This window comes from Haloarcula sp. 1CSR25-25, assembly GCF_032027985.1.
Classification (GTDB): Archaea; Halobacteriota; Halobacteria; order Halobacteriales; family Haloarculaceae; genus Haloarcula.
Genome location: NZ_JAHYBW010000002.1, coordinates 158,612 through 183,122, shown reverse-complemented (window position 1 = coordinate 183,122; position 24,511 = coordinate 158,612). Strand labels below are relative to the sequence as shown.

The 24,511-nt window shown below is 67.0% G+C and carries 16 protein-coding genes; 6 read left to right on the top strand and 10 right to left on the bottom strand.

Translation table 11 applies throughout. The annotated features are described in order from the left end of the window. The first annotated feature begins 2 nt into the window (after window positions 1-2). A complete protein-coding gene (locus tag KZ498_RS05955; RefSeq protein WP_312617641.1) occupies window positions 3-2,519 on the top strand; it encodes an MMPL family transporter in 2,517 nt (838 codons plus the stop codon). Between the two features lie 89 nt (window positions 2,520-2,608). Next, on the top strand, window positions 2,609-4,018 hold the full coding sequence (locus KZ498_RS05950; RefSeq protein WP_312617640.1) for an NAD(P)/FAD-dependent oxidoreductase: 1,410 nt from the start codon (window positions 2,609-2,611) through the stop codon (window positions 4,016-4,018). Here KZ498_RS05950 and KZ498_RS05945 read toward each other — a convergent pair. From KZ498_RS05945 to KZ498_RS05935, 3 genes are all read right to left on the bottom strand, one after another. Next, entirely contained in the window at window positions 4,006-5,925 is a 1,920-nt protein-coding gene (locus KZ498_RS05945; RefSeq protein WP_312617638.1) for an ATP-binding protein, read from the bottom strand. The two genes, KZ498_RS05950 and KZ498_RS05945, sit on opposite strands and share 13 nt — an antisense overlap. Window positions 5,926-6,025: 100 nt before the next feature. Then, a complete protein-coding gene (locus tag KZ498_RS05940; protein ID WP_312617636.1) occupies window positions 6,026-6,754 on the bottom strand; it encodes a 5-formyltetrahydrofolate cyclo-ligase in 729 nt (242 codons plus the stop codon). A 4-nt stretch (window positions 6,755-6,758) separates the two neighbouring features. Beyond that, the gene (locus KZ498_RS05935) at window positions 6,759-7,868 is read right to left on the bottom strand and encodes a PGF-CTERM-anchored ABC transporter substrate-binding protein (protein WP_312617635.1); all 1,110 of its coding nucleotides are present in this window, start codon (window positions 7,866-7,868) and stop codon (window positions 6,759-6,761) included. A gap of 58 nt (window positions 7,869-7,926) precedes the next feature. Here KZ498_RS05935 and btuC point away from each other — a divergent pair, with 58 nt between their 5' ends. From btuC to KZ498_RS05920, 3 genes are all read left to right on the top strand, one after another. Continuing rightward, the gene (gene btuC / locus KZ498_RS05930; protein ID WP_312617634.1) at window positions 7,927-8,997 is read left to right on the top strand and encodes a vitamin B12 ABC transporter permease BtuC; all 1,071 of its coding nucleotides are present in this window, start codon (window positions 7,927-7,929) and stop codon (window positions 8,995-8,997) included. Next, entirely contained in the window at window positions 8,994-10,265 is a 1,272-nt protein-coding gene (locus tag KZ498_RS05925; RefSeq protein ID WP_312617632.1) for an ATP-binding cassette domain-containing protein, read from the top strand. Before btuC ends, KZ498_RS05925 begins: the two co-directional genes overlap by 4 nt. A 67-nt stretch (window positions 10,266-10,332) precedes the next feature. After that, window positions 10,333-12,744 carry a DEAD/DEAH box helicase gene (locus tag KZ498_RS05920; RefSeq protein WP_312617630.1) on the top strand — a complete coding sequence of 804 codons (2,412 nt, stop codon included), beginning with the start codon at window positions 10,333-10,335 and terminating at the stop codon, window positions 12,742-12,744. 20 nt (window positions 12,745-12,764) lie between these two features. Here the strand turns inward: KZ498_RS05920 and KZ498_RS05915 are convergent, their stop codons facing one another. The 3 genes from KZ498_RS05915 to KZ498_RS05905 all read right to left on the bottom strand — a co-directional run bounded on the left by KZ498_RS05915 (window position 12,765) and on the right by KZ498_RS05905 (window position 15,410). Further along, the gene (locus KZ498_RS05915) at window positions 12,765-13,865 is read right to left on the bottom strand and encodes an AI-2E family transporter (protein WP_312617629.1); all 1,101 of its coding nucleotides are present in this window, start codon (window positions 13,863-13,865) and stop codon (window positions 12,765-12,767) included. An 86-nt stretch (window positions 13,866-13,951) separates the two neighbouring features. Continuing rightward, the gene (locus KZ498_RS05910) at window positions 13,952-14,827 is read right to left on the bottom strand and encodes a mechanosensitive ion channel family protein (protein ID WP_312617628.1); all 876 of its coding nucleotides are present in this window, start codon (window positions 14,825-14,827) and stop codon (window positions 13,952-13,954) included. 169 nt (window positions 14,828-14,996) lie between these two features. Then, window positions 14,997-15,410 carry an Lrp/AsnC family transcriptional regulator gene (locus KZ498_RS05905; protein ID WP_312617627.1) on the bottom strand — a complete coding sequence of 138 codons (414 nt, stop codon included), beginning with the start codon at window positions 15,408-15,410 and terminating at the stop codon, window positions 14,997-14,999. Window positions 15,411-15,512: 102 nt separating this feature from the next. Between KZ498_RS05905 and carA the strand changes: the two genes are divergently transcribed. Beyond that, window positions 15,513-16,559, top strand: a complete 1,047-nt coding sequence (gene carA / locus KZ498_RS05900) for a glutamine-hydrolyzing carbamoyl-phosphate synthase small subunit (RefSeq protein WP_312617625.1) — start codon at window positions 15,513-15,515, stop codon at window positions 16,557-16,559. A gap of 324 nt (window positions 16,560-16,883) precedes the next feature. Here carA and KZ498_RS05895 read toward each other — a convergent pair whose 3' ends face one another. From KZ498_RS05895 to KZ498_RS05880, 4 genes are all read right to left on the bottom strand, one after another. Beyond that, window positions 16,884-19,904 (bottom strand): PAS domain S-box protein, encoded by a 3,021-nt coding sequence (locus tag KZ498_RS05895; protein WP_312617623.1) that lies wholly within the window; start codon window positions 19,902-19,904, stop codon window positions 16,884-16,886. Window positions 19,905-20,014: 110 nt separating this feature from the next. Next, complete coding sequence (gene carB, locus KZ498_RS05890) at window positions 20,015-23,266, bottom strand: carbamoyl-phosphate synthase large subunit (RefSeq protein WP_312617621.1); 3,252 nt, start codon at window positions 23,264-23,266, stop codon at window positions 20,015-20,017. A gap of 154 nt (window positions 23,267-23,420) precedes the next feature. Then, a complete protein-coding gene (locus KZ498_RS05885; RefSeq protein ID WP_312617620.1) occupies window positions 23,421-23,651 on the bottom strand; it encodes a hypothetical protein in 231 nt (76 codons plus the stop codon). Window positions 23,652-23,737: 86 nt separating this feature from the next. After that, entirely contained in the window at window positions 23,738-24,499 is a 762-nt protein-coding gene (locus KZ498_RS05880) for a hypothetical protein (RefSeq protein WP_312617619.1), read from the bottom strand. Window positions 24,500-24,511 lie beyond the last annotated feature (12 nt).

Here is a 24,511-nt window from a genome sequence, read left to right as displayed (position 1 = left end):
GCATGGACTACCAGCGATACATCGACTGGGCGGACGACCGCATCGTCCACGACTCCCGGAAGGTGGTGGTCGCCTTCCTGCTCGTGACGGTGGTTTTCAGCGCCGGGCTCGGGAGCGTCTCGACCAACTCCGGGACGTCGCAGTTCACGACCGGGCTTCCGGCCGAGGAGGCCTTCGAGCGGGTCAACGAGGAGTTCTCCCCGACGTTCAGTCCGGACACGGGAAGCACACAGCTCATCCAGCGGGAGAACAACGTCCTCTCGAAGCCCGCGCTGTTGCGGATGCTCCGGTCCCAGCACCGGCTAAAGGAGCACAGCGGCCTCCGCGTCACCGACACTGCAAGCGCGGCGAGCATCGTCGCCGGGCAACTGAACCCCAGCGCGACGACGACTGAGGAGCAGATATACGCCGTCGAACGGGCGACGCCGAGCGAAATCGACGCCGCGGTCGAGCGCGCGGCCGAGGAGAACCCGCGGTTCGAGTCGCTGTTGAGTACGGACTTCAACCGCAGGTCCGCCTCGGCGTCGGCGACCATCGGTACCGTGACCCACGAGATACCGGCTGGTATCTCCGGAGGGTCGGGACAGGGTGGCTCCAGCCCGCTGACGAGCATCCAGCGCCAGGCGGAGTTCACTGTCTCCTCCGCGGGCCAGGGAACGACGACCGTCTTCGGGAGCGGTATCGTCGCCGACGAGTTCTCCAACGTCGTCAGCGACTCGCTCATCCTCACCGTCCCGGCAGCGGTGCTTTTCATCCTGTTTTTCCTGACCATCGCGTACCGGGACCTCGCGGACATGGCGCTTGGCCTGCTTGCGCTGTTTATGGCCGTCGTCTGGACGTTCGGGTTCATGGGGCTGGCCGGCATCCCCTTCTCGCAGTTGCTCATCGCGGTGCCGCCGCTGTTGCTGGCGGTGGGTATCGACTTCGGTATCCACGCCGTCAACCGCTACCGCGAGGAGCGCGCGGACGGGGAAGGGATCGATACCTCGATGCGGACTACCACCGACCAGTTGCTGGTGGCCTTCTTCATCGTCACTATGACGACGGTCATCGGCTTCGCCGCGAACCTCACGAGCGCGCTGCCACCGATTCAGGATTTCGGCTACGTCGCGTCTATCGGCATCATCTTCACGTTCCTCATCTTCGGCGTGTTCCTCCCCGCGGCGAAGGTGGAACTGGACCGACTCAGACAGCGCTACCCCATCCCGACGTTCAGTGAGTCGCCGCTGGGTTCCGAGGGGTCGGCGCTGGGGGCCGTGTTGCGCGGCGGCGTCGTCATCGCCAACCGCGCGCCGGTCGTCTTCCTCGTGCTCATCCTGGTGTCGACCGCCGGCGCGAGCTACTACGCCACCGGCGTCTCGACGTCGTTCAGCCAGGACGACTTCCTCCCCCCCGAGGAGAACCCGGACTTCGTCGAGGCCCTGCCGGAGCCGTTCGCCCCCAGCGACTACACCGTGACGGCGGTGACGAACTTCCTCGAAGAGAACTTCGACTCGACTCAGTCGAGTCAGGCGACAGTGTACGTCGAGGGGCCGATGCGGGAAGACTCCGCCCTCGAGCAGATGTATCGGGCGGGCGAGGACCCGCCGGAGACGTTCGTCCGCGAGGACGGCCGGGCCGACTCCACCTCGATCGTGACGGTCATTCAGGACCGCGCCGAGCGCGACCCCGAGTTCCGCCGGATGGTCGAGCGCAACGACCGGAACGACAACGGGGTCCCGGACGACAACCTCGGGGAGATATACGAGTACCTGCTCGATTCGTCGGCCCGCGGGCAGGCGCTGAACTACATCGCCGAGGACTATCGGAGCGCCCGCGTCGTCTACACTGTCGAATCCGATGCGAGTGACTCGGCGGTGACCGATGACACGCAGGCCGTCGCCGAGGACTTCCGGTACGAGGCCACGGCCACCGGTTCCATCGTCGTGTTCCAGGCGGTGTCCGACCTCATCCTCGAATCGGCGATACAGTCGCTGGCAATCGCGCTGGCAGGGGCCTCGGTGTTTCTCGTCATGATATATGGCGTCCTCGAAGGGCGGCCCTCGCTCGGGCTGGCGAACACCGTCCCCGTCGTCGTCACGGTGGCCTGGCTCGCTGGCACGATGCGGCTGCTGGGGATACCGTTCAACGCGCTCACGGCGACGCTGCTGGCGATTACTATCGGCCTCGGCGTGGACTACTCCGTCCACATCACCCACCGGTTCGCCGATGAGTTCGGCGAGACCGACCTCCAGACGGCGCTCGACCGCACCGTCCGCGGGACCGGCGGCGCGCTGTTCGGGAGCATGCTGACCACCGTGTTCGGCATCGGCGTCCTCGCGCTGGCGGTGTTCCCGGCCATCGGCCAGTTCGGTGTCCTGACAGCGCTGTCCATCGCGTACGCCTTCCTCGCGTCCCTGCTGGTGCTTCCGTCGGTCCTCGTCGTCTGGGACAGGCTGTTCAACGCCGACTGGTCGGTCCGGGGTCTGCTGTCGCTCGGTAGCTCGCGCCGGCCCGCCCCCGTTGACGGCGACGACTGAGCCCACGGACCCGGTATCCCACCGCCGGTCGTGTCCGGGCGAAACACGCCACTGAAGGCTTTATTTGATGGCATAGTCATAGCACTGGTATGACTCACGTCGTTATCATCGGCGCGTACGGGAGTGCCGGGGCCGCGGCCGCCGGCGACCTCGTCGACCAAGAGGACATCGAGCTCACGCTCATCGACAACGGCGAGCCAGGCGGCGGCCTCTGTATCCTCCGTGGCTGTATGCCGTCCAAAGAGGTGCTCTCCGCGGGCGCCCACCGCTTCCAGGCGCGCCACGACGAGCGCCTCGTCGGCGACGTGCCCGAGGTCGACCTGGAGGCCGTCGTCGAGCGCAAGGACGACCACGTGCTCGGCTGGGCCGGTCACCGCCGGGACTCGGTCCACGAGATGGCCGAGCGCAACGACGTGACGTTCATCCACGACACCGCCACGTTCGTCGACGAGCACACGGTCCGGGCGGGCGGCGAGGAGCACGAGGCCGACTACGTCGTCATCGCGACCGGCTCCAGCGTGAACGTCCCGGACACGCCCGGCATCGACCAGGTCGATTTCATGACCAGCGACCAGGTGCTCGACGCCACGGAGTTCCCCGACTCCGGCATCGTGATGGGCTTTGGCTACATCGGGATGGAGATGGTGCCGTACCTCGCCGAAGCCGGCGGGATGGAGCTCACGGTCATCGAGCACGACGACCGGCCAATCGACGAAGGCGACCCGGAGTTCGGCGACGAGGCGCTTGCCATCTACGAGGACAACTGGGACGTGACCATCCCGACGAACTGCTACGAGAAGGAACTCGAACCGACCGATGACGGCGGCGTCCGCCTCACCGTCAAGTACGACGACGGCGGCGAGGAGACGTTCGAGGCCGACCAGCTGTTCCTCTTTACCGGCCGCCGTCCGACCGTCGAGGGGCTCGGGCTTGAGAACACGCCCGTCTCGGCCGAGGGGGACTGGGCGAGGGACACGATGCAGACCCGCGACGCCGACCACATCTACGCCGTCGGCGACGTCAACGGCAAGGAGCCGATTCTCCACGTCGCCAAGGAGCAGGGATTCACCGCGGCCGGGAACATCCTCCGGCAGGAGGCCGGCGGGAGCCTCGAAGAATACCGGAACGTCCACCACCACGTCATCTTCTCCGGGCTAGGCGTCTACCCGTTCGCCCGCGTCGGCCACAACGAGGAGACCGCGACAGAGGCGGGCCACGACATCGTTACGGCGACGCGACAGGCCAGCGACGACGGCGTGTTCAAATCCAAGGACGTGCCGGAGGGGCTGGCGAAGCTTGTCGTCGACGCCGACGACGGGACGGTGCTCGGCTGGCAGGGCATGCACTATCACGCGGACAGCTTCGCAAAGACGTTCCAGATAATCGTCGAGCTGGGACTCGACGTCCGTGACCTCCCTGACCGGGCCTACCACCCAACGCTACCGGAGAACGTCGACGGTCTCATCAAGGACTGCGTCGACCAGCTTCAGTCGACCTGAATGCCGATCACGTCGAAGCGTGTGCCGCCGTCCTCGCTCTCTGAGACGGTAATCCGGGCACCGTGTGCCTCGACGATCTCCGAGACGATTGCCAGCCCGAACCCGGTCCCGTTGTCGCTCGTGGTGTAGCCGCGTTCGAACACGCCGTCGCGCTCGTCCTCGGGAATGCCGGGGCCGTCGTCCGCGACGTAGAACCCCCGCCCGTCCGAGAGGGTCCCGACGCGGACGGTCACGGGGTCGGCGCTGTGCTCCACGCTGTTCCGGAAGAGGTTCTCGAACAGCTGCTGGAGGCGGGTCTGGTCGCCCGTGACTTGCGTGTCCGTGTCGACCCGTTCGAGCGTCGCGTCCGAACTCTCGACGGTGTCCCAGGCGGCCGTGATGATGTCGTCCAGTGACGCGTCGGACGCGTCGATTACCTTGTGGCCGCCGCGGGCGAGCGCGAGCACGTCGTCGATGAGCTCGTCCATCCGTTCGAGCGACCGCCGGAGCGCCTCGACGTGCTCCGGGTCCCCGTCGTAGGCCTCGTCGATGAGTGTGAGCCGACCGAACGCGACGTTGAGCGGGTTCCGGAGGTCGTGACTGACGACGCTGGCGAACTCCTCCAGACGGTTCCGCTCGCGGGTGAGTTCCTGCTCGCGGCGCTCGCGCTCTTGTTCGTAGCTGACCCAGTTCCCCATCAGCTCGACGAGCGTGACCTCCCACTCCGAAAAGGAGTCGCGGGGCTCCGTGTCGTAGAAGCAGAACGTGCCATACACCGACCCGTCGACGACGACGGGTGTGCCGAGGTAACAGGAGACGCCCATCTCCGTGTAGCCCGCTCTATCGGTCAGTTCCGGCCGGTCCTCGGCGATGTCAGCGAGCACCAGCGTCTGCTCCTCGACGACGGCCCGCTCGCAGTTTGTCGCGTCCAGCGGGGCCGTATCGCCCGCCTCGATGGTTCCCGTCCGGTCGCGCACGATTTCGAAGACGTACACGTCGCCATCGATGTGTGAGAGGGCGGCCATCTCGGTCCCGAGTACGTCCTGCCCGATTTCGAGCAGGCGGTCGACCTTCCCTTCTAACTCCAGGTCTTTTCGGGAGATGACCCGGTATATCTCTCTGAGCGTCCGCTCTCTGCCCCTGATCTCTTCCTCGTGTTTCCGACGCTCGGTGATGTCACGGAAGTACACCGAAATCCCCGTCGACGACGGGTAGACAGACACTTCGAACCAGGTCGACAGAGGGTCGTAGCGCGCTTCGAACGATGTCGGCTCCTGTTGGGCCATCGCCTGCCGGTACTGCTTGCTGAACTCCGTTCCCCTCAGGGACGGAATGGCCTCCCAGATGTTGCATCCCAGCAGGTCAGTGGTGTCACCGTCCACCTCCATGGCACGACCGATGACACGCCTGCCGCGTTCGTTGGCGTACGTGAACTCCCAGTTCTCGTCCAGCGCGAAGAAGGCGTCCGTCATCCGGTCGAGGATGTCCGCCTCCTCCCGGTAGCGGGCGACGGCCGACGTGATACGCTGACGGAGCAGTTCCGTCTGTTCTGACAGTGGGGTCTTCGCCACGTAGTCCGTCACGCCGGCCGAGATAGCGTTTCTGGCCACGCCCTCGTCGCCGTCGTCGGTGAAGAGCAGAAACGGGAGGTCCAGCGACTGGTCGCGGACAGCCCGTAACAGTTCGACCCCGTCTCTGTCCGGCAGTCGGTACTCGCTGACGACGCAGTCATACGACGCGCTGTCCAAGGCGGCGAGTGCCGCCGACGCCGTCTCGCACACCGTTACAGTGAACTCGTCGGCATCACCGCGCAGTCCCTCCCTGACCGTCGAGACATCGTCACTATCCCTGTCGACGTAGAGGATGCGTAGCCGTCCGTCGGTCCCGCCGTCCCCGTGACGGTTCGACGTGGTCACGGGCGTATCCATACGTGACCCAGAGCGTGTGATAATAAAGTTGTACCGCCAACATCTCCCCGTCGCCGCGGCGATCCCGCATCTGTGAACGTGCCGCGAGGTGCGGACGAACTCAGTCGGGCCGACGCGTCGAAAGCACCGGGATCTCGTCGACGCGGTCCGCCGGAAGCGCGTCCCAATCGACCCCTGCCGGAGTCGTGTGCGTCGTCTCAGTCTCGACAGTGCGCTCGGGCGTCACGACCCAGTCCATCGGCACGTCGTGGTCGTCGACGGGCACGGTGGTATCGACGACGCCCTCGGGCCCGCCGACGACCTGGAGTTCGTGGACCGTCGTCGCGACCGGCGTCGTCTCCTCGACCAGCCCCAGTTCCCGGAGCACGGCGTACTCGAGGTCGCTGTATCCTTCGCCTTTCCCGATGCGCGCACCGTCCTCGGTGACCGCGACCGACCCCGACACCACGAGGTCGACGCTCCCGACGGCCTCGGGGCCGACCTGCCGGGCGTGGTCGGCGACGTTCGAGATTGCCGGCGCGGCCTCGACGTCGTCGAGTTCGGCGGGGTCGAGCTCGTAGAAGCAGCGCTCGTCCCGGAGCCGCGGGACGGCCATGTACACCGTCTTGCCGGCCCGCAGCGCCGCCCGTCGGACCGGGAGCTGTGGCGAGTCCGGGTTCGCCTTGACCGTCTCGGCGGCGTCCCAGACCGCCGTCTCGGTCAGGCGCCCGGCGGCCCGCGTCGCGTTCTCGAAGTTCGGAATCCGGTCGTGGGGCGGGAACGGGAAGCGGGCGACGCCCCGCTCCTCCAGCGCGTCCCAGACCCGGTCGCGGATAGCTTGTTTGTCCACGGTGCTAGAACTCCCGACGGACGAGCAGGTGTGCCCCAGTCAACGCAAGCAGTGCGACGAGCGCCGCGACAACGGTGAATCCGGGGCCGCTGGCGTCGGTCGTGGTCCGTTCCTGTGTCGCCACCGTGTCCGTGGCTGTCGATAGCTCGGTCTGGGTCGTCGCGGTTTCGGAAGGCGTCACGGTCACGGCCGACCGGGGAACGTAGCTATCGGGGTCATAGCGGTCCGGATAGAGCTGTGCAGTGGCGTTGTGTGAGAACGAGACCACGCTCCGCGGGGCGGGCTGATTGAGGTTCCGGACCTGAACGGCAATCGTCGCGTTCGTCCGCCCCGCGGTGGTACTGGCGTAGGGCTCGGTCGTCTCGATGTTCGCCGTGTTCTCGGTAACGAAAAGCACCGCCGGGTCGAGCCGGAGGATGACCTCGTCGCTGAGCTGTGGGTACCCCGTGTGCTCGCGGGCGGCGACGTTCTCCGCGCCCGCGAGTTCGATGAGGGACGTGACGAAGGTGTCGCCGGCCGCCACGTAGCCCCCGCCAAGCGGGTACAGCGCCGCCGGTCGGTCCTCGGCGTCCGCGGTGACCTGCCGTACGGCGTCGACGTTCGCGTCCATCCAGGCGTTTGCCTCGGCCGCGCCCCCGCAGTTGCCGGTCAGGCGACCGACGGTCGCCGTCTTGGCCCGGATGTCCGCGACGGTCCTCGCGGCGGGGAAGTGATACACGGTGAGCCCGGCCTGTCGGAGCGGCGCCACGTCACCGGCGCTTGCGTTCGGCGCGAGCACCAGGTCCGGGTTCGTTCCGACGACTCGCTCGACGCTGACGCCGAAACTCGCCGAGACGTTCGTCCGGCTCGCAGCGCCGTCCAGATAGCCCGCGTACTGCGTCAGCCCGACCACCTGGGAACGGCCGCCGATTTCCCACATCGTCTGGGCGGCCGAGGGGTTGGTCGTCGTGATTCGCTCCGGGGGCGCTTCGAGCGTGACCTCGGTGCCGGTCGCGTCGGTCATCGTCACCGGAAACGAGCAGTCGGCCCCCTGTGTGGCGGTCGTCGCCGCGGCCGGAGCCGCAAGTGAGCCCACGAGCAAGACAAAGACGCACGCGAGAGAAAGTCGTCGCATGCTATAGGCGGGTGCCAGGAGCAATAAATACTTATCTACTGCAACTGGGCTTTCATACATGCGTTTCGCGGGTCGGACCATCGGGTGGTCGGCGGGGCTCGTCGCCGTCCTCTGTGCCGTGGTGACGACGAGCGCCGGTATCGGCCCGGTGTGGATTCCGCCCGCAGCCGTCGGGAAAGTCCTGCTCAACGGCATCGTCGTCCCGACGAGCGTCACGGTCTCCGGCCCCGCCGTCGACGTGACCACGGCCCACGTGTTCTCCTACGCCGTGAGCGACCTCCAGACACAGATCGTGATGCAGGTCCGACTGCCGCGGATACTGCTCGGCGCGGTCGTCGGCTTCTCGCTGGCAGCCGCGGGGACAATCATGCAGGGCATCTTCCGGAACCCGATGGCCGACCCCTCTATCATCGGCGTCTCCTCGGGCGCGGCGGTCGGCGCGGTCGGCTTCATCGTCGCGCCGGTCGTGATCCCGTTCGGACTCGGCCTCCGCGGCGCGGCCTTCGTGGGGGCGTTGCTCGCCGCCTTCGGCGTCTATCTCATCGCGACGCGGAACGGCCGGACGCCGGTCGCGACGCTGTTGCTGGCCGGCGTGGCGATACAGACGTTTCTGGGCGCGGTGGTCTCGTTCCTGTTGCTCCACAGCGGCGAGAGCATCCGACGGGCGCTGTTCTGGCTGATGGGCCATCTCAAGGGCGCCTCCTGGCCCGAGGTGACAACGAGCGTCGTGCTCGTCGCCGTCCCGTTCGTCGCGTTGCTCGCCTACGCACGCGACCTGAACGTCATGCTCCTTGGCGAGGAGGACGCACAGAGCCTCGGTATCGAGGTCGAACGGACCAAGCGAGTCCTGCTCGCGCTGTCTGCAGTCATCACCGCAGCGGGCGTCGCCGTCGCCGGCATCGTCGGCTTCGTCGGCCTCATCGTGCCCCACGTGATGCGGCTGCTCGTCGGACCGGACCACCGGATACTCCTCCCGACAGCGGCACTCGCCGGGGCGTCGTTCCTCGTGGCGACGGACACGCTGGCGCGCTCGGGCAGCGCCGAGGTCCCGGTCGGTATCGTCACCGCCGTCCTCGGCGCGCCCTTTTTCCTGTACCTGCTCCGGAAGCGGGAGGTGCACGAGCTGTGAGCGGTCCGAGTCGGTCCGACGGCACGGACTCCGAGCAGGACCGCGCCGGGCCGACGCTCGAGGTGGCCGACCTCGCGGTGGCCTTCGGCGGCCAGTCGGTCGTCTCGGGTATCGATTTCAGCGTCGACCGGGGGTCGCTCGTCGGCCTCGTCGGCCCCAACGGCGCGGGCAAGACGACTGTCCTGCGGACAATAAAGGGGACGCTCGACCCGGACGCCGGCACAGTCCGCGTCGACGGCGACCCCATCCAGGACAAATCCGCGAAGGCGGTGAGCCGCCTCGTCGCGAGCACGCCGCAGGGGACTTCGCTGTCGTTCGATTTCAGCGTCAGACAGACCGTAGAGATGGGGCGGACGCCGCATCTCGGCCGGTTCGACCGGATGGACGAGACCGACCGGCGCGCCGTCGAGCGGGCGATGGAGCGAACGAGCGTCGCCCAGTTTGCCGACAGAACGTTCACCTCGCTGTCCGGCGGCGAGCGCCAGCGGGTCCTGCTGGCCCGGGCGCTGGCACAGGAGACGCCAGTGCTCCTGCTCGATGAACCGACCGCGAGCCTCGACGTCAACCACGCCGTCCGCACGCTCGAACTGGTCGCGGGCCTCGTCGACGGGGGGAAGACCGCAGTCGCCGCGATACACGACCTCAATCTGGCCGCCCGGTACTGCGACGAACTGGTGTTGCTCGCCGGGGGCGAAATCCGCGCCGCGGGCCGCCCCGACGACGTTCTCAGGAGCGACACGCTCCGTGACGCCTTCGACGCGGAGACGCTGGTGACGACCCAGCCCGGCACCGACGCGCCGCTCGTGACGCCGCTTGCAGACCGGGAGTCGGTCGCCCGTCGCGTCCACGTCGTCGGGACCGGCAAGCCGGCGGCCGCCGCCGTCTCGACGCTCGTCGGTGCCGGCTGCCGGGTCAGCATCGGCGTCGTGCCCGCCGGCGACACGGCCGCCGAGCGGGCCACAGACCTCGACTGCGAGGCGGTCACGGTCCCGGCCTTCGCCGGCATCGACGACGCGGCCCGCGAACGCGCCGTCGACCTCGCTCGGGCCGCCGATGCCGTCGTGATAGCGGGCGAGACCGGAGAGGGCAACAGCCCGGTTATCGACGCGGACGGCACCCGCATCGCCGTCGGGAGGGCCGAGAGGGACCACGCGGGGCGCGTTCGCGACACCGTCCCGCTGGCCGGGCTCACGGCGGCGGTCTCGTCCCTGCCGCCGGCCGCGGAGCGCGACGTGACACGGCCGCTCAATCAGTCCGTCACCGACTGAGTCTACTACGGACTGTGTATCGCCCGAGAACAGCAACACCGATAGTTCCCGTTCACGTACCCCGCATGTGGACGACACCATCGCGTGGCTCCGGAACCGTCCGTACTACGAGGGCCAGATCGTCGATCAGCGGACGGTCCCCGGTCGGAATGCGCGGACCGCGGACTGTGCCGTGGCGGACCGGCTCGCCGACGTCCTCGAAGACCGGGGCATCACGGACCTCTACGCACACCAGGTCGACGCTATCGAGGCGGTCCGTGGCGGTGACAACGTCGTCCTCGCGACCGAGACGGCAAGCGGCAAGAGCCTCGCCTACACCGTGCCGGCGTTCGAACGGGCGCTCGACCGCCGGGCGACGACGCTGTACGTCGCACCGCAGGTCGCGCTCATCAACGACCAGACCGAGACGCTGTCAGAGCTGGCGCGGGGACTCGGCTTCGCCACCGGCGTCTCCGTCGCCCAGTACACCGGCCGGCAGTCCAAATCCGAGAAGGAGGCCATCCGGGAACGCCAGCCGACCGTGTTGCTGACGACGCCGGACATGCTCCACTACGGTATCCTCCCCCACGCCCACCGGCTGTGGGACTGGTTCTTCGGGCGGCTCGAAACCGTCGTCGTCGACGAGGTCCACGGCTACCGCGGCGTGTTCGGCAGTCATGTCTCACTGGTGATGCGCCGCCTCCGGCGGGTCGCCGAGCGGTTCGACGCCGGCAACGGAGGGGATGATAACGGCACTGCGGGCGGCCCGGAGTGGGTCTGTTGCTCGGCGACTATCGGTAACCCCGTCGAACACGCCGCGGCCGTCACCGGGCAGGCGGAGTCGTCGTTCGCGCTGGTCGACGAGGACGCCAGCGCCAGCGGGCCGCGACACTGGCTGCTGTGGAACCCCCCGGAGTACGAGGGCGACGGGTGGGGGAGCGGCCGTCGGAAGTCAAACCACGTCGAGACGAAACAGCTGTTCGTGGACCTCGTCGAGCGAGGCCTCCAGACGGTCGTCTTCGCCGGGTCGCGCCAGACGGCCGAACGGTACGCAAGCGACAGCGCCGACGAACTCCGCGACCGGGGCGAACACGACCTCGCCGACGGCGTCGGCGCGTACCAGGCCGCGCTGACCGACGAGCGCCGCCGCGAACTGGAGCAGGGCCTGCAGTCGGGGGACCTGCGGGGCGTCTGGTCGACCAGCGCGCTCGAACTGGGCGTCGACGTGGGCGGCCTCGACGCCGTCCTGCTCGACGGCTACCCCGGCACGCGGATGCGGGCGTTCCAGCAGGCCGGGCGGGCCGGTCGCGGCATCGACCCCGCGCTGGTCGCGCTCGTCGGCGGCGAGGACCAGCTGGACCAGTACGTCCTGCGCAACCCCGACGCGCTGTTCGAGACGGGGGCCGAGCAGGCCGTGACGAACCCCGAGAACGAGCAGTTGCTTCCCGACCACGTCCACGCGGCCGCCTGCGAGAACTGGCTCTCCCCCGGCGACGACCGCCACTTCGGCGAGACGTTCCCGGACGTGGTCGCCGACCTCGAATCGGCCGGGAAACTCGACCGCCGACAGACCGACGAAGGGATGCGCTGGCTCGGCACCGGCAGCCCCCACCACGACATGAATCTGCGGACCGTCGACGACGGCGAGGTGAAACTCGTCGCGAAGGGTGATGTCATCGCCAGACTCTCCCTCGAAGACGCACTCCGGGACGCCCATCCCGGCGCGATCTACCACCATCAGGGCCGGCGCTACGAGGTGACCGGCCTCGACCTCGACGCGGGCGTCGCCCAGCTCGACCGGACGTGGGCCGACTACTTCACCCGCGTCCTGCACGACAAGACCATCACCGTCGAGGCGGACCTGGCGGAGCGGCGCTTGCCGACTCGCGAGGACGTGCCGGTCCGCTTCGCGTCGGTGACGATGCGCAAGCAGATCACCGGCTACGAGCGCCGCGACGGTTCCTCCGGGGAGGTGCTCGGCCAGCGGGCGCTCGACCTGCCCGAGACGACGCTGGAGACGAAGGCGCTGTATCACACGGTGCCGTCGGGCCTGGAAAGCGAGATACGGAAGGGAGCCTACAGAGCCGGGAGCGGCCCCGGAGACGGTGACGAGAGCCGGCCCGACGGTCCAGCGACGGACGGCGACTTCCCCGGCGCGATCCACGCCGCCGAGCACGCCATGATTTCGATGTTCCCCTTCGAATACCTCTGTGACCGCGGCGATATCGGCGGCCTCTCGACGCCGCGTCACCCACACACCGGCGAGCCGACGGTCTTCATCTACGACGGCTACCCCGGCGGCATCGGCCTGACGCGGGCCGGCTATCGCGACATCGGGCCGCTGATGGACACCACGCTCTCGATGCTGACCGCGTGTGACTGCGCCGACGGCTGTCCGGCCTGCGTGCAGTCGCCCCACTGCGGGAACGCGAACGACCCGCTCGACAAACACGGCGCGATACACCTGCTGGACGGGCTGACGGACGGCGCTGCGGAGTGAGAACGCGGGCCCGGGCGGCGCTACCGAAAGTCGCTGAGACGCATCTGATCCGGCGACAGGCCGTCCGGTTCGCTGGCACCGAGCAGCCGTGGCAGCGCCGTGTTCGCGAACGTCAGCCCGACGACGAGCAGTATCGGGGCGAAAAAGAGCCCGTAGAACCCCAGTACGACCGGTCCGAGCGTGTACGCGAGCATCAGGAGCCCCACGTGGGTGCTCTCGCCGCTGAGCAGCGGCCGGAGCAGCAGGTCCGGGACCGTGTCGACGACGACCACCGCGACCAGGAGGAACCCGAGCACGTACGCGAGCAGCGAGGTCCGGCCGTCGAGCATCACCGGGAGCGAGGCGATGCCGGTCAGCGGGAAGTAGACCACTTTCATCCCGACGACGGGAATCAGGCTGGCGATACCGGTCAGTGCGCCGGCGAGCGTCGGATACGGGACCTCGACAGCCGCCGGTGCCACGGCGTTGTAGCCGGTGAACGCGGCGATGGCGATGAGCGAGATCGCCAGCACGTTCAGGAGATTCCCGAACAGCACCGCCTCCAACTCCTTGTCGACGGCCTCCAGGTACTCGCGGATGATGGCCCCGTCGTCGAACCGGAGCAGCCACCCGCGGATGCGTCGCCCGTCCACCAGGAGGTAGTACGTGACGATGACCGTGATGAACAGATTGAGGGCGAACTGTGAGACGACCGCGGTAAGCACCATGGCGTTCTCGCTGAGGAAGTCGACGAACGGCGAGAGCTGCCCCGACTGGTAGGCGCTGTACAGCCCCTCGACGGTGAGGTCCGGCACCGACTCCGCGCCGTCCAGCCAGTTGACGTGGGCCGCGGCCACGTCGATGAGCGCGTACTGGGTGACGAACTGCCGGGCTTCGACGATGACGAGGACCGTCGCGTAGCTGACGAGCAACAGGAGGGGAATCGCCAGCGAAGCCATGACCACGACCGCACGGACCCGGGCTGGGAGGCGCAAGCGACGCAGCGAACGGTAGTACCGGCGCGTCGAGTAATAGAGGAACACAGAGACGGTCAGGGCCGCGATGAACTGATACGCGAGGACGCCGACGACGACAGCGACGACGAGACCGAAGAGGGCGACAACGAACCGTTTCTCGTCCATGTACGTACCATCTTGTGTGTGAATATAAACGTACGGGCGCTGCCGGCCTCACAGACGAGACGGAGTCAGACGCCGTAGGGCGGTGGTCACCCGGGTCGCTCGTCGGCCGCCCCGAGGCCGTCGTGGACTCCGATGTCGCCCGAGAGTTCGTGGTGGGTCGTCTCGCTGAGGTCGATGCCCTCGGCGCGACAGGCCTCGTGGACGCCGCGGACGAACGCCGAGTGGACGCTGGGTAATCTGTTCCGGCGGTTGTTCGGAATCCATATCCGCCCGGTCACCACGACGGCGGTGTCGGCGAGTGCGTCGACCCCGACCACAGGTTCCGGCTTCTCGGCGACGTGGTCGATGTCGCGGGCGACGTTCCTGATGATGGCCTCCACCTGGTCGAGGTCGGCGTCGTAGCCGACGCCGAAGTCATACGAGACGCCGATCGGGCCCGTCGAGGTCCGGTTGGTCACCGCGCTCGTCGCCAGGTCGGTGTTCGGCACGATGACCCGCTCGTTGTCGGGCGTCCGGACGCGTGTCACCCGGAGGTCGATGTCGACGACGACGCCGCGCTTACCGTTCCACTCTATCGTGTCGCCGACGTTCAGGTCCGGGTCGGTGACGATGAACACGCCGGAGACGAAGTTGCCGAGCACGTCCTGGGCGGCCAGTCCGACGGCGATCGTCACGCCGGCCGCAACGAGCGTCGACCCCGCGAGTGTCCCCCGGAACCCGGCGACGCTCGCCGCGACGACCACCGCGAGGATGACGACGAGAAGGTGACTGGCGCTTCCGAGCGCGCTTTCCAGCGTCTTATCGACTCTGGACCGCTCCAGCCCCCAGCGGATAGCCGGGACGACGAGCAACCGGCCCAAGAAATAGAGGAGCGCTCCGACGACAAGGAACTCCGCGCCGTCCTCCGCGAGTTGCGCGTACGTCGAGGCGAAGTCCCCCGAAAACGGGTCCGTGACCTGCATACCCCTCCGTTCCAGGGCGACGACCATGAATGTCAGCCACGCGGACCGATTGCGACGACGATATGCACACGGCGGTCACGTGACGCGCCGAAGCCGGTCCACCCAACTCGCTCGTTCAGAATTACCCTCATTCGGAGACTCTCGGTTTTGTGCGTCGCTTCGCTGTCGCTCAGCCGACGCGTTCGTCCAGGATCAACCGCGTCTTCGTGCCCACGACCTCCTCCAGCTCACGCGCCTGCGTGATGAGTTCGTTGACCGCGTCCGTGTCGGCGGCGTCGACGACGACGACGATGTCCTCCTCCCCGGAGACCTGCCAGACGAAGTCGACCTCCTGCCACTCGGCGATGCGGTCCGAGACCTCGGCCGTGTCGACGTTCACGTCGACGCTGACCTCGACCATCGCTTTCACGTTGCCGGTCCGCGTGGCGACGGTGAAGCGTTCGATGACGCCGTCGTCGACCAGTCGGTCGACGCGGTTCCGAACGGTCCCTTCCGACGTTCCGACTCGGTCCGCGATTTCCGTGTACGGGGTCCGAGCGTCCCGTCGGAGTATCGAGAGTATCTCTCTGTCGAGGTCGTCCATCGAGATGTGACAGTATCACCGGTCGTGACTTGAGGATTACGAAATTCGAAACTCGTCTTCGAAAGCAATCCTTATGACCGACTATAGTATACGCATCTCGTAATGGCTGATGCATACGTGGCGATAGAGGGTGACCGCGTCATCGAAGCGCGCGCTCGCGCTCCCGGAACGGCCCGTGGCGAACTGGTATTTACGACGGCGTACACCGGTTACGAGGAGAGCCTCACCGACCCATCCTACGAGGAGCAGGTCCTGACGTTCTCCTATCCGCTGATCGGGAACTACGGCGTCCGGGAGGAACGCTTCGAGTCGGACCGCGTCCACCCGCGCGCGGCGGTGGCCCGCGAGATGACCGACGACGTGGCCGAGTGGCTCGAATCGGAGGGCGTTCCCGCAGTCGATCACCTCGACACGCGCGACATCGTCACCGAAATCCGCGACGAGGGGGCGATGAAATGCGGTATCGCCGCCGGGCCGGACGTGACAGAGCAGGACGCGCTCGACGAACTCCACGAGTGCAAGCACATGTCCGACCACACCGACATCGGCGCGCAGGTTTCCGTCGACGACGTGGAGGTCCACAACGAGGGCGGCGACGGCGCGACGGTCGCGCTGGTCGACTGCGGGGCGAAGGGCTCGATCGTCTCCTCGCTCGTCGAACGCGACGCCGTGGTCCACGTCTTCCCGTACGACGCCAGCGAGGACGACGTGGCGGCCGTCGACCCGGACCTGCTGTTCATCTCGAACGGCCCCGGCGACCCCGAGAACTTCGAACAGGCCGGCGACCTCGTCGAGACCTACGTCGGCGACGTGCCGCTCGCGGGCATCTGTCTCGGCCAGCAGGTCGTCGCCAACGCGCTCGGCGGCGAGACCGAGAAGATGGAGTTCGGCCATCGCGGCGTGAACCAGCCGGTCCGTGACCTGCGCTCCAACCAGGTCGTGATGACGACCCAGAACCACGGGTACACCGTCGCCAATCCCGGCGACAAACTCGACGTGACCCAGGTCAACGTCAACGACGACACGCCGGAAGGGCTGGAAAACGACGACCTGAACATCATCACGCGACAGTACCACCCGGAAGCCAACCCCGGCCCGCACGATTCGCTGGGCTTCTTCGATGATGTGTTAGGGATGGCGGGGGAGTAGGGGACCCCGACCGTAGGGAGGTCCCCGGACTTCCGAACGGTGAGTGGTAACGAACCGTGAGGAGAGCGAGGGACGCGAGTGAAAGGAGCGGCTCTCGAAAACGCGAACGGTGAGCGATAGCGAGCCGTGAGCGGGGAGCCGCTGAACGGAGTGACGCGGCTCCGCACATCCGAGCGGGGAGCAACGACCCGTGAGGGAGCGCGGTTCGGAGCGAGCTACGCGAATATGTGCGTCTCTACTCTTTCCGAGTGATGTTTCGTCGAAATTTTTTCCGAAACTGGGGGGGGCAGATGACTGACCGACAGCCATCGGAGCCCGACCCTTTCAGCGCTCCTGCTCGACGCCCGCGAACTCGAACCGTGCACCGCCGGCGTCGCTCTCGGTCACGGACACGGACCAGTCGTGTGCTACCGCGATCTCCTTGACGATGGCGAGGCCGAACCCGGTTCCACCGTCGGAAGTGGTGTAGCCGCTTTCGAACACCGTCTCGCGTTGCTCCGGCGGGATGCCGACGCCGTCGTCGGCGACGTAGAACCCCGAGTCACCGATATCACCGATTTCGACGGTGACGGCCGGGCCGCCGTGTGTCACGGCGTTGCTGATGAGGTTCTCGAGGAGCTGGCGAACCCGGCTCTCGTCGGCGTAAATCGTACTCTCGGCAGTGACTTCGAGGGTGGCGTCGGACGTCTCGACGGCCTGCCAGCAGGACAGCGCGGTCGATTCGAGGTCGAGCGGCTCCGCATCGGAGACAGCGTCCCCCTCGCGGGCCAGGGTCAGAAGGTCCTCGATGAGCTCTTTCATGCGGTCTATCGCGTGATAGCAGCGGTCGAACTGCTCGTCGTTGCCGGTGTCTCTGGCGAGCATGAGCGAGCCTTCGAGGACGCTGATCGGGTTCCGGAGGTCGTGGCTGACGATGCTCGCGAACTCTTCGAGCCGGTCGTTCTGCCGCTCCAGTTTCTCGCGGTACTCGATGCGGTCGGTGATATCCCGGGAGATGGCGACGAGCCGAGTTATCTCCCCGTCAGCGGAGATCGGCGTTATCTGGGTCTCCCAGACGCCGGTGGGGTGGCGGTCACGTTCTTCGAACGTGATTGTGTCGCCGGCGGTGACACACCGCTCGTAGTGGGCGGCGATTCGACTGCCGGTTTCCGGGCCGATAGCCTCGACTGGAGTCTGGCCGGTCAGTGACTCGCTGTCGAGACCAGTCTGTCGTTCGTAGGCCTCGTTGGTCCGGACGTATCGGAAGGTCGGGTCCTCGGGCGGGCCCTCGACCGAAACGAGCGCGATGGCGTCGTTCGTGTTCTCGAACACCGCCTCGTACTCGTCGGTGACGCGGGCCAACTCCCGCTCGCGCCGTTTCTGTTCGGTGATGTCGGTCGCAACGGCACAGACGGCGTAGGGCTCGCCGTCGTCGTCGAGTATCGGCGTCTTCCGCGTCAGATACGTCCGGTCCGTTCCGTCGACGGGAATCACCTCCTCGACCTCGACCGTGTCTCTCGTCTCGAGCGCACGCTGGTCGGCGGCGTGGGTCTGGTCCGCGGCGTGGTCCGGGAGGAGGTCGTAATCCGTCATCCCGACGACCGACTCGTCGGGCGCGAGCCCCAGTATGTCACGGGCCGCATTGTTGACGAAGAGAAAGCGACTGTCGGTGTCTTTCATCAGGATTGCCGTCGGCGCCGTGTCGAGGACGGCCTGGAGCTTCCGGCTCGTGTCTTCGAGGTCCCGCTTTCGCTCCTTGTGCTCGGTCACGTCCTGGTGGATTCCGACCGCGCGGAGCGGGTCGCCGTTCTCGTCACGTTCGAACACCTTGCCGATGTCGCGTATCCACCGGTAGTCGCCGGTCGCCGTCTTGAGCCGGTGGTCGCATTCGTATATGTCCGTCTCACCGTCGAGGTGGGCGTTCAGCGCCTCGTGGGTCCGCTCGCGGTCCTCGGGATGGATCAGCCCCTCCCAGGTTTCGACTGTCGGGTCGAGGTCCTCGAGCGAGTAGCCGAGCATGTCGGCCCAGCGCTCGTCGAAGGTGACCTCGTCCGTCCGGACGTTCCAGTCCCAGACGCCGAGTTCGGCACTTTCGAGCGCGAGTTCGTGACGGTCGGTAAGCGTTCTGAGCTCTCGCTCCCGGTCGAGTCTGGACAGGGCTTCCTCGGTGTTGGCGGCGAGCGTTCGCAACAGCGAGACCGACGTGTCCTCGACCGCGGCGGTGTCGGTCGATGCGGCGACCAGCACGCCGTGGTCGCCCAGTGGGAGCAGTATCTCGCTACTGACGTCGGTGTCTGGGTTGTAGCGGTCGGGATGGCTGGAGACGTCATCGAAGACCCGCTGGTCGCCCGAGTCGAACACCTCCCAGACGAGGCTGTCGCCCTCGGTGAACGTCGGGTGCTCGTCGATGACCGTCCGCGCCCGGTCGGTCATCGCGGTCGGTTCGAGGCGGTCGGCCGACTCGTCGGCCAGAAAGACGGCACTGAGCGGCAGCCCGAGCAGGTCGCGCGCGGTTTCGACGACCAGTTCGGCGACGTCTGCACGCGATTCGGCGTGCATCAGGTCCCGGGTCGTGTCGTGCAGCGCCTCGATGCGCTGCTGTCGCTGCCGGCGCGCGGTTATCTCCTGGAACTGCGAGAAGATGGCGACAATCTCTCCGTCGTCACGGATGATACGGTTGTGCCACTCGCAGACTATCTGTTCGCCGTCGCCGGTCTCGATGTCGAGGACCGCGTTGTAGCCGCCGGTGTCTTCCCGGAGGGCGGTGATGGTCTCTTCGGCCGCATCCAGACCCGACTCCGGGACGAGCGTATCGAGGCCCTTCCCGACCAGCTCCGCTTCCGCGCGCCGCAGGATCTCCTCGCCTCTCTCGTTGACCTGGACGATTTCGAGGGACTCGTCCCACTCGATGACGCCGAGCGGTGACTTATCGATAAACAGCGAGAGGCGCTCCCGGCTCGCATCCAGCGCCCGCTGTGACCGGTACTGCTCGACCGCGTTGGTGATGCGGTTGGCCAGAATCGTGTACTGTTCGGTTCCCTGCTGTTTCTGGAGGTAGTCGGTCACGCCGGCCGAAATCGCCTCGCTGGCCACCTCCTCTGAACCTTTGCCGGTAAAGAGGATGAACGGGAGGTCTTCATCGACGGCCCGGACTGACTCCAGAAACTCGATGCCGTCGCTCCCGGGCATATCGAAGTCGGAGACGACGCAGTCGACGGGCTCCTCGCTGAGCCGAGCGAGCCCGTCGGTCGCCGATGTCGCTGTGACCACGTCGAACCGGTCGTCGATACGGCTGAGAAACTCCTTCGTCACCGACGTGAACTCGGGGTCGTCCTCCACGTGTAGAACACGTACGACATCGGCCATGACCTATCGGTGGGTGTGTTCGATGAATACGTATTTCTGCCGATTCGTTCGAGTGACGGGACCGGGTCACACCGCAGTCGACGACCCGGTCCCGAGGACGAGCGGTCGCGTTACTCGGCGCCCCACTCGCGCTGGGTCTTCGGCCGTTCGTCGATGGCCTGGACGGCGAGTGGCTGGTCGGCGGAGTTGATAGCTTCCAGCGCCGCCTCGGCGCTCTCGTGGGTCGAGAAGTACGTCACGGTCTCCTCGACGCAGGCTTCCAGCACGTCGCGGTCGCGGGAGAGGACGAGGTCGACCTTGCCGCTCTGGATGGCGTCGATGATGGCGTCGGTGTCCTCGTAGTCGTCGAAGTCCTGCACGTCGAAGTGCTCCTCGAAGCCGAGAATCGGCAGGTCGACGATGGCCGTGCCCTCGAGCGGAATCGGTTTGCCGACGGCCATCTGGGCCTTCTGGTAGGCCTTGCCGAAGGAACCGGCGGTCCCCATGACCTCGCCGGTGGATTTCATCTCCGGGCCGAGACGCGGGTCCGAACCCGGCAGGCGGTCGAAGGGCAGGACGACCTCCTTGACCGAGACCTGCTCGGGAATCTGCTCCTTGACGTCCAGGTCAGCCAGCGTCGCGCCGGACATCACCTTGGCGGCGACCTTCGCGATCGGGACGCCGGCGGTCTTGGAGATGAACGGGACGGTACGGGACGACCGCGGGTTCGCCTCGAGGACGAACACCTCGCCGTCACGGACAGCCAACTGGACGTTCAGCAGGCCGACCGTGTCGAGCGCGTCGGCGATGTCCTCGACGACCTCGCGGATGCGCGGCATCACGTCCTTGATTTCCTGAGAGCGGGGCGGAATCATACAGGCGGAGTCGCCCGAGTGGATACCCGCCGTCTCGACGTGTTCCATCACGCCGCCGATGAGGACGTCGTCCTCGTCGGCCACGGCGTCGACGTCGAGTTCGACGGCGTCGGCGAGGAACTCGTCGACGAGAATCGGCTTGTCCGGGCTCACGCGGACGGCCTCCTCGATGTACGTTTCCAGGTCCTCGTCGTTGTACACCACGTCCATCGCACGGCCGCCGAGCACGTAGCTCGGGCGCACGAGGACGGGGTAGCCGATGTCGTGGGCCAGGTCCAGCGCCTCCGCCTGGGACGTCGCGGAGCCGCCCTCGGCCTGTGAGATGTCGAGTTCGTCCATCAGCTTGTTGAACCGGTCGCGGTCCTCGGCGAGGTCCATCGCGTCGACGGAGGTCCCCATGATCTCACAGTCGAGGTCGCGGCGCTCGAGTTCCTGTTCGAGCGGGTGGCCGATGTCGACGGAGGTCTGGCCGCCGAACTGGACCATCACGCCGTCGGCTTCGGTCGCCTCGATGACGTCGGCGACCTCCTCGGCGGTGACCGGTTCGAAGAACAGCCCGTCGGAGGTATCGTAGTCGGTCGACACCGTCTCGGGGTTGTTGTTGACGACGTGGGCGTCGATGCCCATGTCCTCCAGCGCGCGGACCGCGTGGACCGAACAGTAGTCGAACTCCACGCCCTGTCCGATGCGGATGGGGCCGCCGCCGACGACCACGACGCTCTCCAGGTCGGGGTCGATCTGGAGTTCGTTGCGGTCGATTCCCGACACCGGGTCCCGCGTCGAGTAGTAGTACGGCGTCGTCGCCTCGAACTCGCCGGCGCAGGTGTCGACGAGCTTGAAGTCGCGGTCGGTCGTGTCCGTCTCGACGGCGTCGACAGTGACACCAGAGCCGTCCGTAGCAGCCTCGACCTCCGGCTCGTCGCCGCCGTCCTCGTCCAGGTCCGCCGGGAGCCAGGAGACGTGCGTGTCGTTGAACTCGCCGCCGGCGAGCGCGGTTATCTCCTGGTCGGTGAAGCCGGCCTGTGCGGCGGTCTCGTAGTCGCCCTCGCGGGCGGCGTCGGCGGCGTCGGCGACCTCTTTGAACCGCTCGACGTACCACGCCTTGATGTCGGTGATCTCGACGACGTCCTCGACGGTGTAGCCGCGGCAGAACGCCTCGAACATCGCGTACGGGCGGTCCGGCGTGGGCTTTTCGAGGTACTCCGTCTCGAGTGTCTCGTCGTCGATATCGTTGAAATCGGCGGCCGGGTTGTACTCAGAGGAGCGAAGCGCCTTCAGCAGGCTCTCGGGGAAGGTCCGGCCGATGGACATCGCCTCGCCGGTGGATTTCATCGCCGTCGAGAGTTCGAACTCCGTGTCGCGGAACTTGTCGATCGGCCAGCGCGGGACCTTCGTCACCACGTAGTCGATGGCCGGCTCGAAGGCGGCGGTCGTCTCGCCGGTAATCTCGTTTTCGATCTCGTGGAGGCGCTTGCCGAGCGCGACCTTCGCGGTGACGCGGGCGATCGGATAGCCGGTCGCCTTCGAGGCCAGCGCCGAGGAGCGGGAGACGCGCGGGTTCACCTCGACCACGCGGTACTCGCCGCCGGGCGTGCCGTCGTCGCGCCAGGCGTGCTGGATGTTACAGCCGCCCTCGATGCCGAGTTCGCGGATGACCTTCAGCGCGGAGTCGCGCATCTCCTGGTGGCCCTCGTCGGGGATGACCTGTGACGGGGTGACGACGGTCGACTCCCCGGTGTGGATACCCATCGGGTCGATGTTCTCCATGTTGCAGATGATGATACAGGAGTCGTCGGCGTCACGCATCACCTCGTATTCGAGTTCGACCCACCCGGAGATGGACTCGGTGATGAGCACCTCGTTATTGCGCGAGAGGCGCAGGCCCTTGCGGACCCGCTCGATGAGTTCGTCCATCTCGTCGACGACGCCGGAGCCGGAGCCACCCAGCGTGTAGGTGGTGCGGGCGATGACGGGGAGCCCGCCGACCTCGTCGACGGCCGCTTCGACGCGGTCTACGAGCGACTCCTCGTCCAAGTCGGTGACCGACTCGCCCTCCTCGAGGGTGATGGTCGTCGAGCGCGGCACCGGTTCGCCGATGTCCTCCATCCGCTGTTTGAACAGGTCGCGGTCCTCCGTCGCGTAGATGGTGTCCAGTGGCGTCCCCATCACGTCCACGTCGTACTCCTCGAGGACGCCCTCCTCGGCGAGTTCTGCCGTGACGTTGAGGCCGGTCTGGCCGCCCAGGCCGGCGATGACGCCGTCGGGGTCTTCCTTCCGGATAATCTCCGAGATGGCTTCGGTGTTGATGGGTTCGAGGTACACCTTGTCCGCCATCTCCGGGTCAGTCATAATCGTCGCCGGGTTCGAGTTCACGAGCACGACGCGGGCACCCTCTTCCTGGAGGGCGCGACACGCCTGTGCGCCGGAGTAGTCGAACTCGGCCGCCTGTCCGATCTTGATCGGTCCGCTGCCGATGAGCAGGATTGTACGGTCCTCGTCCGCTGTCATTGTACGAGCGGAGTCTACACATCGTAATAAGCCCGGCGAAACAATGCGAAGCTCGAAGCCTAATTTCGAATATCGTAATGTGTGGGCGTCACACGGTGGGGTGTCTCACTCCGGAGTGCAAGCTCGTATCGGGCGGCAACAGCGCCGAGAACGGTCAGCCGTCGCGGTCGGGTACGCGATACCGGTAGGGCTGGCCCTGGATGACCTCTATCTCGCCGGACTGGGCACGGCGACCGAGGACGGTCGCGACACGGTGGGCGCTTCCGAACGCCTCGTCGTGTTCCTCGAGCAGGTCACAGATCTCGCGGGCCGTCAATGTGCCGTCGACGTCGGCTTCTTCGAGCACCGTCAGGATGCGCTCGAACTCTCCCTCGCGCATAGCCATACACAGGTACAGCACCGCATCCATCATATAACACCGTCAGACAGCAGTCAGACGGCGGATTTCGGGAAATCAGCCGACGGCGTCGGTCAGTGGCTGTCGGACAGTGCGGGGCCGCTGTCTGTCGCGTTCCCCCAGCGCTGTCGGACCCACGCCGGTCGGGAGACGGTCGTGGTGCCGACTGCGGAGTACCGGACCTCGTATCTGACCGGGGCGTTCCTGGAGCGGTCCCAGTACGAGACGGTGAGCGACTGGACGAGGCCGTCCGGCCGGACAGTCGCCCGGACGCTGTAATTGTCGGCCGGTTCGAACGCCGCCGGCGGGTCCGTGGCCGTGAGTGTCACCCGACAGCTATCGCAGTCGTCTCTGGGTCGCTCGACGCTGACGTTCGTCGCGAGATAGGCTTCGACGAGTCGAGCGGGGTCCGGGTCGAGTCGCTCGCTGACCGGGGTCGGTTGCCTCGTCGCGGTCCAGGCCCCCTCCGCTCGCTCGTCGTGGATATAGCGTCGGTCCCCGGTAGCGTACACCCGCTTCGTGTACTGCTGGTCGACGATTTCCGTCCGATACTGGTAGCGATACCTGTCCTCGACGACGAGCGAGACGAGCTGCGTGCCCCACTCCAGCGACAGTCGCATCCCCAGCACGTACGAGCGGTTCCGGGTCGCGCGGCGGTGGGCCGCCGCGAGTCGCCTGGCATCGACGGCGCCCTCGGCCACGGCGGGTTCGACCCGGTCGTCCTGGGCCCCCTCGGGGACCGGGACTGGTGTCACAGTCTGTCGCTCCGCCCCGCCGAAGGCTCCACAGCCCGCAAAAACCAGAAGCAAGAGCACGACCGCGACGCGACCCGCCATACGTGGGTGTGC

What these genes read in the sequence shown, in the direction of transcription:
- KZ498_RS05955 (WP_312617641.1), top strand. Translation starts at nt 3, where the DNA reads ATGGACTACCAGCGATACATCGACTGGGCGGACGACCGCATCGTCCAC.
- KZ498_RS05950 (WP_312617640.1), top strand. Translation starts at nt 2,609, where the DNA reads ATGACTCACGTCGTTATCATCGGCGCGTACGGGAGTGCCGGGGCCGCG.
- KZ498_RS05945 (WP_312617638.1), bottom strand. Translation starts at nt 5,925, where the DNA reads ATGGATACGCCCGTGACCACGTCGAACCGTCACGGGGACGGCGGGACC.
- KZ498_RS05935 (WP_312617635.1), bottom strand. Translation starts at nt 7,868, where the DNA reads ATGCGACGACTTTCTCTCGCGTGCGTCTTTGTCTTGCTCGTGGGCTCA.
- btuC (WP_312617634.1), top strand. Translation starts at nt 7,927, where the DNA reads ATGCGTTTCGCGGGTCGGACCATCGGGTGGTCGGCGGGGCTCGTCGCC.
- KZ498_RS05915 (WP_312617629.1), bottom strand. Translation starts at nt 13,865, where the DNA reads ATGGACGAGAAACGGTTCGTTGTCGCCCTCTTCGGTCTCGTCGTCGCT.
- KZ498_RS05910 (WP_312617628.1), bottom strand. Translation starts at nt 14,827, where the DNA reads ATGCAGGTCACGGACCCGTTTTCGGGGGACTTCGCCTCGACGTACGCG.
- KZ498_RS05905 (WP_312617627.1), bottom strand. Translation starts at nt 15,410, where the DNA reads ATGGACGACCTCGACAGAGAGATACTCTCGATACTCCGACGGGACGCT.
- carA (WP_312617625.1), top strand. Translation starts at nt 15,513, where the DNA reads ATGGCTGATGCATACGTGGCGATAGAGGGTGACCGCGTCATCGAAGCG.
- KZ498_RS05895 (WP_312617623.1), bottom strand. Translation starts at nt 19,904, where the DNA reads ATGGCCGATGTCGTACGTGTTCTACACGTGGAGGACGACCCCGAGTTC.
- carB (WP_312617621.1), bottom strand. Translation starts at nt 23,266, where the DNA reads ATGACAGCGGACGAGGACCGTACAATCCTGCTCATCGGCAGCGGACCG.
- KZ498_RS05885 (WP_312617620.1), bottom strand. Translation starts at nt 23,651, where the DNA reads ATGGCTATGCGCGAGGGAGAGTTCGAGCGCATCCTGACGGTGCTCGAA.
- KZ498_RS05880 (WP_312617619.1), bottom strand. Translation starts at nt 24,499, where the DNA reads ATGGCGGGTCGCGTCGCGGTCGTGCTCTTGCTTCTGGTTTTTGCGGGC.